At 67.6% G+C, this 13,500-nt stretch carries 10 protein-coding genes; 2 read left to right on the top strand and 8 right to left on the bottom strand.

Features of this window, described 5'->3' with window-relative positions:
- Positions 1–208 precede the first annotated feature (208 nt).
- Positions 209–1,705 carry a long-chain-fatty-acid--CoA ligase gene (locus ACWCP0_RS31860; protein ID WP_451082229.1) on the bottom strand — a complete coding sequence of 499 codons (1,497 nt, stop codon included), beginning with the start codon at positions 1,703–1,705 and terminating at the stop codon, positions 209–211.
- Positions 1,702–4,116, bottom strand: coding sequence for a SpoIIE family protein phosphatase (locus tag ACWCP0_RS31855; RefSeq protein ID WP_451082228.1), 2,415 nt, complete (start codon positions 4,114–4,116; stop codon positions 1,702–1,704). Before ACWCP0_RS31855 ends, ACWCP0_RS31860 begins: the two co-directional genes overlap by 4 nt.
- 312 nt (positions 4,117–4,428) lie before the next feature.
- On the opposite strand from ACWCP0_RS31855, the gene ACWCP0_RS31850 reads away from it, so the two are divergent.
- A complete protein-coding gene (locus ACWCP0_RS31850) occupies positions 4,429–5,691 on the top strand; it encodes a PucR family transcriptional regulator (RefSeq protein WP_451082227.1) in 1,263 nt (420 codons plus the stop codon).
- 22 nt (positions 5,692–5,713) lie between these two features.
- Here ACWCP0_RS31850 and ACWCP0_RS31845 read toward each other — a convergent pair whose 3' ends face one another.
- The 5 genes from ACWCP0_RS31845 to ACWCP0_RS31825 form a co-directional block, all read right to left on the bottom strand.
- Positions 5,714–6,067, bottom strand: coding sequence for a hypothetical protein (locus ACWCP0_RS31845; protein ID WP_451082226.1), 354 nt, complete (start codon positions 6,065–6,067; stop codon positions 5,714–5,716).
- 3 nt (positions 6,068–6,070) lie between these two features.
- Positions 6,071–7,654, bottom strand: a complete 1,584-nt coding sequence (mdlC, locus tag ACWCP0_RS31840; protein WP_451082225.1) for a benzoylformate decarboxylase — start codon at positions 7,652–7,654, stop codon at positions 6,071–6,073.
- Between the two features lie 111 nt (positions 7,655–7,765).
- Positions 7,766–8,545: a crotonase/enoyl-CoA hydratase family protein gene (locus tag ACWCP0_RS31835; protein WP_451082224.1), complete on the bottom strand. Its 780-nt coding sequence runs from the start codon at positions 8,543–8,545 to the stop codon at positions 7,766–7,768.
- A 44-nt stretch (positions 8,546–8,589) separates the two neighbouring features.
- Entirely contained in the window at positions 8,590–9,807 is a 1,218-nt protein-coding gene (locus ACWCP0_RS31830; protein ID WP_451082223.1) for a CaiB/BaiF CoA transferase family protein, read from the bottom strand.
- 85 nt (positions 9,808–9,892) lie between these two features.
- The gene (locus tag ACWCP0_RS31825; protein ID WP_451082222.1) at positions 9,893–11,182 is read right to left on the bottom strand and encodes an acyl-CoA dehydrogenase family protein; all 1,290 of its coding nucleotides are present in this window, start codon (positions 11,180–11,182) and stop codon (positions 9,893–9,895) included.
- A gap of 225 nt (positions 11,183–11,407) precedes the next feature.
- Here ACWCP0_RS31825 and ACWCP0_RS31820 point away from each other — a divergent pair, with 225 nt between their 5' ends.
- Positions 11,408–12,835, top strand: a complete 1,428-nt coding sequence (locus ACWCP0_RS31820) for a hypothetical protein (protein WP_451082221.1) — start codon at positions 11,408–11,410, stop codon at positions 12,833–12,835.
- Positions 12,836–13,065: 230 nt separating this feature from the next.
- Here the strand turns inward: ACWCP0_RS31820 and ACWCP0_RS31815 are convergent.
- On the bottom strand, positions 13,066–13,500 hold a 435-nt coding region (locus tag ACWCP0_RS31815), incomplete at its 5' end, for an ATP-binding protein (RefSeq protein ID WP_451082220.1).

Genomic DNA, 13,500 nt, shown 5'->3' with positions numbered 1-13,500 from the left:
CGGCACTGGCAACGCACCTGTGCCGCTCACCCTGGCATGTACGGCGAGCAGCCTTCCGCGCCTGCCCTCCATGCCGCCGAGGTGTTCCGCACGGCCGCCGCGAAGGACGTGCTGGAGCTGGGGGCCTCCCAGGTCCGTGCACGCAGGCCCGCTCCACACACCGGCTCGGGCGTCGGACGGATCGCAGACCCATGCCGGCCCAGTCGACTCATCGCCTGTCCGGCTCGGTCGGCGGAACGATCTCCCTCTTGAGGATCTTGCCGGTCGGTCCCTTCGGCAGTGCGTCCGCGATCCATACCTTCCGCGGATACTTATAGGCGGCGACCTGACGCTTGACGTACTCACGCAGTTCCTCGGCCGTCGTTCGGGCGCCCGGCTTGAGAACGACCGCCGCCCCGACCTCCTCACCGAGATCGGGGTTGGGCAGGCCGATGACCGCGGCGTCGGCGACCGCCGGATGCTCGTACAGCACATCTTCGACCTCGCGGGGGTACACGTTGTACCCGCCCCGAATGATCACGTCCTTCGTCCGTCCGACGATCCAGAAGTATCCGTCCTGGTCGACCCGGCCGAGGTCCCCGGTGTAGAACCAACCGTCCCGGATCGCGGCGGCGGTCTCCTCGGGGCGTTGCCAATACCCTTTCATCACGTTGTGCCCGCGGATCGCGATCTCACCGGTGTCACCCTGCGGTACCTCCGTGCCTTTGTCGACCACCCGCATCTCGACGCCCCGGACCGGGGTGCCGACCGAACCGGGCTTGGGTCCGGCCTGCAGGCTGTTGAACGAGGCGACGGGCGAGGTCTCCGACATCCCATACCCTTCGAGCACGACGCAGTCGAACGCGGCCTGGAAGTCGTGCAGCACCTGGACCGGCATCGCGTCGCCGCCAGAGAGGGACAGCCGCAGCCTCGACACGTCGTAGGTGTCCCGGTCCGGAGGCTGCAACAGCCTGCTGAACACCGTGGGCACCCCGGCGAAGACGGTCACCCCGTGCTCGCCGAGGATTCCCAGTGCCTTCCCGGCGTCGAAGCGCGGCAGGAGCGTGAGGCACGCGCCGGAGGCGACGGCGGCGTTGAGCGTGCAGGTCTGTCCGAACGCGTGGAACAGTGGCAGCCCACCGAAGATCACGTCGTTGGCGGTGAGCAACAGCTCGGTGGCCACGATGTCGCAGTTGCGGGTGAGGTTGGCGTGGGTCAGTTCGGCGCCCTTCGGCTGACCGGTCGTTCCCGAGGTGTAGAGAATCACCGCGGTGTCGTCCTCGTGCCGGTCGACCAAGTCCTCGACGGGTGGCCCGGACACCAGCAGCTCGTCGAATTCGCCGGGACCGACGACGACCGCCTCGGCCTCGGCCTGCTGCGCACCGGTCCGTGCCTCGTCGGCGAAGGCGTGCCAGGCGAACAGGAGCCGGGCACCTGAGTCACCGAGGTAGTAGGCGACCTCGCGCGACTTGAGCAGGGGGTTCATCGGGACCACGATGCCGCCGGCCCGGAGTACGCCGAAGTAGGCGAGGGCGAACTCGGGCACGTTGGGCAGCATGATCGCAACTCGGTCCCCGGGTTTCACGCCCCGGTCGTGGAGCAGTCCGGCCATGCGGGCACTGCCCTGGTCGAGCATGCGATAGGAGACAGCGGCGTCCCCGAGACGGAGCGCGGCGCGATCCGGATGAATCCGGGCGCTGTTCACCAGGTGGGATGCGAGGTTCATACCAGATCCTTTCCATCATGCCCGGGCAGATCTTGTTCAGCCCAGACGACCTTGCCGCCCGTTGTCCAGCGGCAGCCCCACCTTCGCGACAGCTGGGAGACGAGGAGGATGCCGCGGCCGTCCTCATCTGTGCTGCGGGTGTGACGAAGGCATGGGAAGGTCCTGCCGGCATCGGATACTTCGCAGGTCAGCAGCCGGTGTTTGATCAGGCGCAGGGCAATGGACCCGGCGCCGTGACGGATCGCGTTGGTGACCAGTTCGCTGGCGATCAGCTCCGTGTCTGCGATCAGGCTCTCCAACCCCCACCGGGTCAGTTGCCGGCACACCAGGCTGCGGGCACTGCTGACGACGGCCGGGTCCCGGGGCAGGTCCCAGGCCACGGTCTGGCACGGATTCAAAGCACGAGTCCGGGCCAGGAGCAGGGTGACGTCGTCGGTGGGTGACTGGGTCGGCAGTGCCTCGATCACTGAGGAGCAGAGGTCGTCCAGGGGCCGACGGGGCTGGGCTGCCAGGGTGGCGCCCAGCTGCCGCATTCCGATGTCGATGTCCCGGTCGCGGGTCTCGACCAGGCCGTCGGTGTAGAGGGCGAGCAGGGTCCCCTCGGGCAGTTCCATCTCCACGGCCTCGAAGGGGACCGAGCCGACGCCGAGGGGGGCTCCGGTCGGGAGGTCGGGGAACGTGACCTTTCCCTGCGGGTCGACGACAGCGGGCGGAGGGTGCCCAGCCCGAGCCATCGTGCACCGCCGGGTGACCGGGTCGTAGACGGCGTAGAGACAGGTGGCGCCGATGATCACGGGGCTTCCGTCGCAGGCGTCGTCGTCTTCCTCGGTCTGGCGCCGGACCGTGTCATCGAGGTGGGACAGCAACTCGACGGGGGGCAAATCCATGTCCGCCAGCGTGCGTACGGCCGTTCGGAGCCTTCCCATGGTCGCTGCGGCGTTGATGCCGTGCCCGACCACATCCCCGACAACCAGCGCCACCCGGGCGCCGGACAGCGGGATCACATCGAACCAGTCGCCTCCCACACCGTTGTCCACGTCGGCCGGCAAGTAGCGCGAGGCCGCCTCGATCGCCGCGCTGTCCCTCACGCCGCACGGAAGCAGCTTGCGTTGAAGCGCGAGGGCCGCTGTGTGCTCGCGGGTGTACTGGCGAGCGTTGTCCAGTGACAGTGCGGCCCTGGTGACCAGTTCCTCGGCAAGGAGCATGTCGTCCTCCTGGAACGGCGTCGGTTCCTCGGTACGGATGAACAAGGCCACACCCAGCGTGGCGTGCCTCGCGCGGATGGGGACGAGCATCATGGAATGCATCCCGTTTTCACGGATGGCCTGCGCCCGCGCGGGGTCGTTGTCGACCCATGTACCAGGAGAGGTGTCCAGGGTGGGTTGCAGGTAAGAGGCGCCGGAGGACAGCACACTGATCCAGGGGGAGGTCGGCGGGACGAAGATCGGCTCACCGCGTGTCCAAGGCGACTCGGGAGTCCCGGGGTGGATCGAGGCCAGGCCGGCGCGGCGAAAAGCCGTGCTGCCCTGCCCCGTCGGGCTGATGCGGGCGACAGGTTCTTCCCCGAGCGGGACGAACTCGGCCAGGTCGACGACGGCGTAGTCAGCCAGGAGAGGCACGGCGAGGTCGGCCAGTTCCTGGCTGGTCTGCATCACGTCCAGGGTGCTGCCTATCCGGGTGCTGGCCTCGCTGAGGATGGCGAGCCGCTCGCGGGCCCTCCGGTTGCCGGTGACATCCACGCTCATGGAGCACACCCCCAGTGGCCGGCCATCGGCGTCACTCAGGCAGAAGAACGAGACCGCGAAGGCGTGCTCCCGGCGCTGATCCGCCGGCGGCCATGCCCGGAACTCATGGACCGCGGTCTTGCCGCTGCTCAGCACCTGGCGCATCGTCGCTTCGAGCGCCTCGGATTCGAAGCCGGGCAGCGAGTCCGGGAGGCGCCGTCCGAGCCGCCGGTCACGAGGGACGCCGTCCTGAAGTTCGGTGACGTCGTTGACCCAGGCACAACGCAGATCCACGTCACGCACCACGATGCCGATCGGTGTGTGGGTGAGAAGCGACTCCCGCACCGATCCGGCGATCTCCATCGCGGAAAGCGCGGCGATATTGGTGGCGGAGACGAGCCAGTGGACTGCTCCGTCGCGCCCCCACAGCAGCGAGACACGCACGCTTACATGGAGTGTGTGGCCGTCGCGGTGATGGATCGTCGCCGTGCCGGACCAACCGCCCCGGGCGCGGCGCTGCTCGCAGGCCGGCCATACTTGCAGTGCGTTCTGGAGAAACGGCAGCACGAACCAGGCGGGTCGGCCCACCACTTCCCCGGCCGCGTAACCGACGAGCCGCTGCGCGGTGTTCGTCCAACCGACCACCGTCCCCTCGCCGTCGATCATCGCAATCGCAGAGTCGGGCACCTCTCGAGGGCTCAGCGGCTCTGTGAGGCTGTATCGGAGAGTATCGGTCAACGCGGATCACCCCTCGGGTGGTTGTCGAGCGACGGGTTGAAGGCCAGTCGATCCCCCTCCAGGTCGTGCGCCGGACGGTCCCGTCTGTTAGAGGCTAGGCGTGGACCGCACGAGAGCCACTGGGCGCGCGGTACGACCTTCGGGTTGGAATTGGTGCCGATGAACCAATCCGTCTGCAGTATTCGCGCAGGCTCGCCGGAGTGCGGCCTATCGCGTCCCGAAGAAGCGGATAGGTAACGGACCACCCTGTAGGATTGAGGTATGGCTGCGGAGCATCCAGAGGCCGCAAAACAACTGTCTGTGGTCGCAGAGAACGTTGGGTCACGCCTCCCGGAATTCTGCCGCGACACAGAGGAGTATGTTCTTGCCGAGATTCCGGAGCTCAGGGGCGACGCAACCCTCACTAAAATCCTGCAGGCGACCATCGCGGAAAATTCCGCCACTTTGCTGCACGTTTTCGAGAACGAGATTCCTCTGGACAAGATCGAGGGGCCTCCAGCTGCTCTTGAGTTCGCCAGGAGGCTGGCTCAGAGGGACATCCCCCTCACCACGCTGATCAGGGCCCACAGGTTCGGCCACTGGCGTTTTCTGCAGTGGTGCCTGGACGAACTCACCCGGCAGGTCGCCGACGAGGCTCTCTCCACCGCGACCACCCGACGCATGCTGCAGGTGGCCTTCGGTTACAACGACCGGGTGACCGAGCATGTCGTCGTGGTCTACCAACAGGAACGCGATCACTGGCTGCTGAGCCAGACCGCCGCGCGCGCCGCGCGCGTGCGAGACATCCTCACCGAGAAGAATGTCGACCTCAACTGGGCTGAACCAGCCCTTGGTTACCGGCTCCCGCAGAACCACCTCGGGCTGGTGGTCTGGTTGCCCATGCTGAAGGGTGAGGGTGCGGGACTTGCTCTGCTCGACCGGATCACCAACGAGATCGCCCGGAAGCTCGACTGCCCCACCAGGCCGCTGTTCGTCCCCCGAGATGCCGTTTTGTCCTGGGCTTGGCTGCCGTTCGGCTCGCGCAGCGACGTCTCCTTGGAACAGCTGTCGAATGTGATCGAGCTCTGCGATCCTTCCGTGCACGTGTGCGCTGGATGCGTCGGGTACGGCATCGAGGGATTCCGCTCCACGCACCGGCAGGCACTGCGCACGCAGGAACTTGCGGCAGCGGCCAGTCCAGCCCCCCAGTTCACCGACTTCTCCGCTGTCGCTCCCATCGCCTTGATGGCCACGAACATCGACGACATGCGCGCTTGGGCGTGGGGCATCCTGGGTCCGTTGGCCGTCGATGACGAGAACTCCGCACGGCTTCGGGAGACCGTGCATGTATTCCTGGAAACCGGCTGCAGTTATACCGCTACCGCCAGCGTTCAAATTCTGCACAAGAACACCGTGCAGTACCGCATCCGGAAAGCCGAGGAAATCATGGGACACCCGGTCCAGAAAGGGCACACCGATCTGGAAGTCGCGCTGCGCGCCATTCAGTACCTCGGCTCGACCCTCCTTCGCACCAGCCCCGAATGAAATGGCCGACCGTGCGCATGCGTCATTGGCCGCCGCTGATGACATCCGAGGTACCCGTCGGCGGACCGCCGACGCTGATGAGCACCCCGTCCAGCCGCTGTGAAGCACAGTGCGCCGCTTCGACGAGCCGGTCCGGTGTCCCTGCGTCGGCGTTGTCGGCGACCACCCCGAGCACCCGCTCGGCGCCGCCGAGTGCCTCCGCGTCGGCGGCCACCAACTTCTCGCTGCGCCCGCTGACGACGGCTCTCGAGCCTTTTTGCCACCCGCTCGCAGGCGGCAGTCGGCCCAACCCCCGGATACCACCGGTGACGTTGCACGCGCGGCCCTTCAAACCAAGGCCCATGGCCATGGTCTCCTTCGGCTCCTGCGGACTCATGCCCTACAGCATGGCTTTCTGGGGCTGCGTGGGGACCACGATGACCGTGGTGGTGTCGGCGGTCAGGGCCGCCTTGAACTCCCGCTCCAGATCCTCGGTGGTCTCCACGTCGACCGCACGGCACCCGAAGCCGCGGGCCACGGAGGCGATATCGAGCCCGGGCAGGTCGAGCCCCGGAACACCGGGCGTCTCCTCGAGCACCGCGAACGACTTGAGGATGGAGTACTCGCGGTTGCGCATGACCACGTACACGATCGGGAGGTTGTGCTGGGCCGCCGTCCAGATGGCCTGCACGGAGTACTGGAAGGAGCCGTCGCCGATCAGGCCGACGACCGGACGTTCGACGCCGCTGTCCCGGTCGCCGAGCGCGACTCCCACCGCAGCCGGGGTGCCCCATCCGATGCCCCCACTGGCCGTGGCGAAGAACGATCCGGTCCTGACCGTCGGAAGCCACTCGACCTGCTGCGCCATGGTGGACGTCGACTCGTTGACGATGACCGCGTCGGACGGCCTGACCCTGCTGAGGGCGGCGTACACCTCCGGCGGGGTGAGGGGGCTGCTCGGCACCTGCGGCAGCTCACGGGGCCGCGCCATAGGCTCGGGCGTGGCGCGTGCGGATCCCTCCGTGACCATGTCCAGGAGCAGCTCGATCGCCGTCTTGGGATCGCCGATGAGGCTGTCGCCCACGCGTGCCGCCGCGGCGACATCGGGGTCCGCAGTGATCTGCAGCAACTCGGTGCCTGCGGGCAGGTAGTCGCCGGGCACGTAGGGGTAGTACCGGAACACCTCCGCGCCGATCACGACCACCAGGTCGTGTCCCGACAGCCGGTCGCTGATGGTCTTCACCGACATGCCGAGCGGTCCGCCGAAGAGGACGTGGTCCTCCGGGAAGGAGGCGCGGTCCAGCAGCGGGGCGCCATAGACGGAGGCGCGCAGCTTCTCGGCCAGGGCGACGGCCGCGTCCCAGCCGCCGCTGCGGTCGACCTCCGGTCCGAAGACCAGCGCGGGACGGCGGCTGGCGGAGATGCGATCGGCGAAGCCGCGCAGCCGCTCCGTGTCGGGGGCGACGCGGTCGCTCACCGCCCGTACACGGGCAAAACCGGACAGGGGCCGCTTCCAGTCGTCCATGGGAATCGACAGGTAGACCGGTCCCGCCGGCGGCTGCAACGCCTCCGCGTAAGCCCGCATGAAGGCCTCGGGGACGTCTTCGGCGCGGGCCGGCTCGTAGGACCATTTCACCCACGGCTTCGGCAGTGTGGTGGCCTCACGGTTGCCGAGATACGGCTCCCCGATCACCAGTTCGCGATGCTGCTGTCCCGAGGTGACGATCAGGGGAGTGTTCCCGTGGTAGGCCGCCACCAGGTTGCCCACAGCGTTGCCCAGCCCGGCCGAGGAGTGCACGTTGACCAGTGCGGGGCGGCGGGTGACCTGGGCGAAGGTGTCGGCCATCGCCATGACGGACGCCTCCTGCAGCGCCAGGACATAAGTGAAGTCCTCGGGGAAATCCTGCAGGAACGGCTGCTCGGTGGAGCCCGGATTACCGAAGACCGTGGTGAGGTGGAGAGTCCGCAGCAGATCGTAGGTCACACTTCGGACCGTGGATTGCCCGGTCATCGTAGGTCACCTCTTCTTCCGGTGTGGGGGTGGCGGTGCCCGTGGAGCGGGCGGGCGGCAAGCGGTCTGTAGGGCGGGCGGGTGTCAGCGGCCCTGCCAGTGCGGTGGGCGCCTCTCCGCGAAGGCGTGGGCGCCCTCCTGCGCGTCGTGGGACGCCAGGACCGGTGCGACGATCCGGTCCTGCTCGACGAAAGCGTCCTGGTCGCTGAACGCTCGCCGCTCGTTGACGACGCGTTTGACGGCTGCCACGGCCAGGGGCGCGTTGTGTGTGATGCTGGTGGCCAGTTCCAGGGCCCGCTTCAGGGCCTGGCCCGGTTCTGCGAGGTAGTTGACCAGGCCGAATCGCTCGGCGCGCTCGGCGGGCAGAGGCTCGCCGGTGAGCAGAAGCTCCAGGGCGATGTTGCGCGGGATGCGCTCGGGCAGGCGCACCATGCCTCCTTCGGGCGGCACGATGCCGTAGTGGACCTCGGTCTGGCCGAAGGTGGCGTTCCGCGCAGCCACGATCATGTCGCAGGCGAGCGCCATCTCGGTTCCGCCGCCCAGCGCATAGCCCTCGACGGCGGCGATGAGCGGGGTCTTGATCTGGGCGCGTGTGATGCCGGCGAAGCCCCGTCCTTCGACGATGGGCGTGTCTCCGGCCGCGAAGGCCTTGAGGTCCATGCCCGCGCTGAAGACGCCACCGGCCCCGGTGAGGATGCCGACCCTGAGGTCGTCGCGGGCCTCGAGACGGTCGACGGCGGCGGCCAGGGCCCGGGCGGTGGCCCCGTCGATGGCGTTGCGGGCCTTCGGCCGGTCGATCGTGATCACGAAGATGCCGTCGTTCTCCTCGGTCCGTACGGTCGGCGTGTCCGTGGCGGTGGTCATGATGGTGGTTCCCTTCTTCTCTGGCGCTGCTGAACGCTGTGGCTTCAGTCGATGGCTTCGGCCTTGCGCAGCTCCTCGATTCCGGCGGCGTCGAAGCCGAGGTCGCGGAGCACGGACTCGGTGTGTTCGCCCAGGTCGGGGGCCGGGCCCGGACGGACCTTCTGTTCCTGGTCCAGTCGGACGGGGCTGTCGATGGTCAGATGCCGCTCGTCGCTGCCGTCGTCGATCGGTACGAACACCCGGTTGGCGAGGAGCTGAGGGTCGTGGGCGCTCTCTTCGAGCGTCTGGGCGACTCCGAACGTGAGGCCCGCGGCGTCGAGCACCTCGCGCCACTCGGCCAGGGAGCGAGTCGCGAATGTCTTGTCCAGCAGGGCAACGATCTCGGCGGCGTGGGCGCGGCGGCTCGGGGTGTCGGCGTAGCGCGGGTTCTCCGCTGCCTCGGGATGACCGATGGCCTTGAGGAAGGGCGGGACCTGCTTGTCCTCGTTGGCGAAGACGAGGACGATCCAGCGGTCGTCTGCCGTGCGGTACATGTTCGCGAGCGCGTTGGGCGGGTCGGACCGGTCGATGGGGCGGGGGGGCTTCGCCCCGACCAGCACGGCTTGCAGCCACATGCTCGCCGCCCAGGCGCCTTCGGCGAGCAGCGAGGCTGTGACCCGTGCGCCCTGGCCGGTCTTCTCCCGCCGGTACAGCGCGGTCATGATCCCGGCGAACAGGGTGATCGCCGTGGAGTGATCGCCCGATCCGAACGCGTTCATGGCCGGCGGCACGTCCCTTTGGCGTGTGAGGTCCATCAGGCCGCTGCGCGCCCAGTACGCCGTCACGTCGAAGCCGGGCAGATGCGCATCGGGACCTTCCTCGCCGAAGCCGGTGACATCGGCATAGATCAGCCGGGGATTGAGGGAAGCCAGAGCGTCGTACTCCAGGCCCAGCTTCTCGCGCGTCCGCGGCGGAAAGTTGGTCACCAGCACATCGGCCCACCGCACCAGACTCTCGAGCACGGGCCGGGCGCCGGGCGACTTGAGGTTGAGCGCGATGCTGCGCTTGTTGCGGTTGTCCAGCTGCCAGGGGTAGTTGACCCCTTCGACCTGGGGGTTGGGAGGGATGCGGCTGAGCGAACGGTATGCGTCGCCCACGTGCGGGGGTTCCACCTTGACGACGTCGGCGCCGAAGTCACCGAGGACGGTGGCCGCGGCGGGCCCGGCGATGAAGCTCGCGAGATCGACGACGTGCAGTCCCTCCAGGAGGGGCGTTTTGTTCATGACTGCTCCTTGTCTTCCGTGGGGTCGTGCGCGGTGCCCGGGGCGGCCCGACCCGCTCTCGCGGGGCGCCGCGATACACGCCGGGTCAGTGGCTCGGCGCCACAGGCACGAAGGCGTTGTAGCCAGTAATGTCGCGGCCGACGATCAGCGCCTGCACGGTGTCGGTGCCCTCGTACGTGTCGATCGCCTCGATGTCGCAGAGGTGCCGGGCCACGTGGTAGTCGAGCAGGATCCCGTTGCCGCCGAGCATGTCGCGGGCGTCGGCGAGGATGGCCCGGGCCCGTTCGGTGTGGTGCATCTTGGCCAGCGCGACCCGGGGCATCGAGTACTCGCCCTCGTCCAGAAGCTGGCTGAGCCGGAGCTGCATGCACAGCATGTCGGTGATGTCCGCCAGCATGCGGGAGAGCCGGTACTGGATGAGCTGGAAGGCGGCCAGCGGCATCCCGAACTGCTTGCGCTGCTTGGCGTAGGCCAGAGCCGTCTCGTAGCCCGCGATGGCGGCGCCGATCGATTCCCAGGCGACGCAGAAGCGCGAGGCCAGCAGGACTTTCTCGGTGTCGCGGAAGGTGTTGACGTTCGCCAGCCGGTTCTCGGCGGGCACCCGGACGTCGGTGAGGGAGATCTGCGCGTTCTGGACACAGCGCAGAGCCGTCTTGCCCTTGATGACCTGGGCGTCGAACCCGGGCGTGCCCGTTTCGACCACGTAGCCGCCCACATGCCCGTCGTCGCCGCGGGCCCAGATGATCACGTAGTCGGCGAAGGTCGCGTTGCCGATCCACCTCTTGTAGCCGTTGAGGACGTAGGAATCACCGTCCCGGCGCGCGGTCGTCTCCAGCTTGACCACATCCGTGCCGTGCGCGGGCTCGGTCAGGCCGAAAGCTCCGATCTTCTCCAGGCGTGCCATCGGCGGCAGGAAGCGCTGCTTCTGCTCCTCGGAGCCGAGCAGCGCGATCGACATCATGGCCAGGGCCGAGTGGACCCCGGCGAACGTCGAGATGCTCAGATCGCCCCGGGCCAGCTCGAGAATCACCAGGCCTGCCGTCACATTGCTCATCCCCGGGCAGCCGTAACCGGAAATCTGAAAGCCCGCGATGTCCAGCTGCGCCAGCTTGGGCACCAGCTCGAAGGGGAACTCCGCCCGCTCCCAATACGGGTTGATGATCGGGATGACCTCCCGGTCCATGAACTCGCGGACCTTCTTCCGAAGGGCCCGCTGCTCGTCGGTGAGCAGGTTGTCCAGCAGGTAGTAGTCGGAGTGCTCCGGTCCGCCCAGTACCGGCGGCTCCACCCCGGACGGCTCTCCGTTGCCGCCCGGGAAAGCGCCGTTCGACACGGTCTGGCCCGGGTCGACTGCTGTGCCCTGTGTTGCCTTCATGTTCCGCTCCTTCCGATCGGGGATCCGATGGCGTCAGTGAGATCGACGCTAGGAGCAGCCAGAGACACAGCCATTGGGCGCGGAACACCACATTCCGGCGTAAATTGGTGTTCCTGAACCAATTCGCCCGACAGGTCCTGCGCGTCAGCCTTGCAGCACGGCTCGGGAAGAGCCGCGGCGCCGCCCTTGCCGCCCGAGCTGACACCACGATCTGAGGAAACGAACATGACCACACCCGACGCATGGGTCGGACTGCTTCCCCCGACCTTCGACCCGGACTACATCCAGCGCGCCGTCGTGCCCTACCTCTCGAGCAGCGAGTACGTGGGCGAGCGGCCCGCACTCCCCATGATTGATCTCGCCCTGAGCAAGGAGAACGCGGCTCCGCCCCACTTTTGGGGCATGCTCTACGACGGGTGGGCGCCCGACCCCAAGGAGGGCACCACAGTCTTCATCACGGGCTACGACCAGCGAGGTCCGGACAACGAGCGGAAGAAGATCTACGCCTCGGCGACCACGCCCGACCTCTACGCAGCCAAGTACGCCCCCAAGGTCCACGGCTTTCTCGCCCGGCTCTTCGCCGAGACCAACGCCGGCAAGCCACTGATGCACGAGTACTACCAGAACTACTTCGACCTCTATTGGGACCTCCACCTCGGCGTCACCGGCGAGGCCATCCCGCCCGAGGTGCGGACGATCGGCACCAGCTTCACCGCCGTCCTCGGCCACTGGTATCCCACCGAGGACATTGTGCGAGAGAACATCATGCGGGTGCGCGAACTGCGCCCGCAGCTCAAGGAGTGGATCGACCACCGGGTGCAGGCAGTGCTCGACGGCGACGTCCAGGACCCGGAAAGCACCTTCGTCCACTACTGGCTCAAGAACGGCCAAGGGGGCGAGAACTTCCGCCGCGAGGACATCGTCTTCGAATGCTTCCACAACTTCCTGGCGTTCAGTCAGTGGGGCAACACGCTCTACCAGACCATGGCCCTGCTGGACGCGGGCCACGGAGACCCGGCCGTCAGGTCGTCCTTCGAGCGGACGATGACCCACAGCCCGGACACGGCGGACGGCGGCGCGTTCACCCCATTCGACCGCTACGTGATGGAGCTCTTCCGCACGGTTTCACCGAACGGGGGCAGCCTGTCGACCGTGAGCACCGAGCGAGGTGCCGAGCCTCGCTTGGGCAATGTGCTCACCCTGCACCCCTCAGCGAGCCGAGACCCCCGGCACTGGCTCAACCCGGACGAGTTCGATCCCGACAGGTACCAGGCAGCGCCGACGACCGCCGACAACACCGAGACGAGAAGCCGCCAAGCCGGGCTTGCGCGCTGCCCCTTCCCACCCGCATCGTTCCCCGTCATGGACGGCCGCCGGGCAGAGATGACCAACAGCGCTTTCGGAGCCGTGTACGGAGTCGTCGACGGCACCGCGTACCCGGTCTGCGACACGGCCGGTTATGCGCCGTTCGGATTCGGCTACCGGCGCTGCGCCGGAGAGCAAATGACCACGGAGTTCGTCAAGGAGTTCCTGCGAACGGTGTGGAGGCGCGGGATCGAATTCACCACGCTCGACCTTGAGCATCCCGAGAAACTGCCCGTCTCGCCGCGCACAGTCATCGACGACAACATCGGCTTCCGACAGGGGTCGTGAGAACCGCAGCCTGAGTCGCGGATACGCCGGCTTCTGCAGCGGCGTGTCCGCGTACGTGTGAGGAGAGCGAGAGGGGAATGTCCGCGCCGGTGCAACCAACCGGCAGGCGGTCCCGTCGTGTTGCCGGGGTCGTATGGCCGGTAGCCGGCAGGCAGGCGAACGGGGGCCGGGCCGACCACAAGGCCGCCGCAGCCCCCGCTCGGGATGCTGTCCCCTGCATTGTCCCCTCCTCAAGCCGCACAGGGGTCGCAGTGACCTGTCCGACTGCCTGGTGATGGGTGTCCGGTCGCAGCAACTGGAGACTCATCGACCTCGGCTTGCGGCTGCGGCAGGGGTTGCTCGGTCCAGATCACCTTGCCGGCCTGCGTGTGCCGGGTCCCCCAGCGCTCGGAGAGCCGGGCGACAAGAAACAGACCGCGTCCGCCCTCGTCCGTAGTGGACGCCTCATGCAGATGGGGGAATGCGGGACTGGAGTCGAACACTTCACACGTAAGGGCATGGTCACAGAGCAGCCGAAGGTGGATCGGACCAGTGGTGTAGCGAATAGCGTTCTGCACCAGCTCGCTGAGGATCAACTCGGTCGCGAAGACAAGGTCGTTCAGGCCCCAGTGCGCAAGCTGGCGCGTAACAGCAGCACGCAGGTCCGCCACCGCCGACGGCTCCGC

Source organism: Streptomyces sp. NPDC001970 (genome assembly GCF_053594115.1).
Note: the sequence above shows the minus strand (reverse complement) of the source record. Positions and strands in the feature narration are given on the sequence as shown.

Bases quoted from the DNA above. Each gene is read 5' to 3' on its own strand.
- ACWCP0_RS31860 (WP_451082229.1), bottom strand. From the start codon at position 1,705: ATGAACCTCGCATCCCACCTGGTGAACAGCGCCCGGATTCATCCGGAT.
- ACWCP0_RS31850 (WP_451082227.1), top strand. From the start codon at position 4,429: ATGGCTGCGGAGCATCCAGAGGCCGCAAAACAACTGTCTGTGGTCGCA.
- ACWCP0_RS31845 (WP_451082226.1), bottom strand. From the start codon at position 6,067: ATGAGTCCGCAGGAGCCGAAGGAGACCATGGCCATGGGCCTTGGTTTG.
- ACWCP0_RS31835 (WP_451082224.1), bottom strand. From the start codon at position 8,545: ATGACCACCGCCACGGACACGCCGACCGTACGGACCGAGGAGAACGAC.
- ACWCP0_RS31830 (WP_451082223.1), bottom strand. From the start codon at position 9,807: ATGAACAAAACGCCCCTCCTGGAGGGACTGCACGTCGTCGATCTCGCG.
- ACWCP0_RS31825 (WP_451082222.1), bottom strand. From the start codon at position 11,182: ATGAAGGCAACACAGGGCACAGCAGTCGACCCGGGCCAGACCGTGTCG.
- ACWCP0_RS31820 (WP_451082221.1), top strand. From the start codon at position 11,408: ATGACCACACCCGACGCATGGGTCGGACTGCTTCCCCCGACCTTCGAC.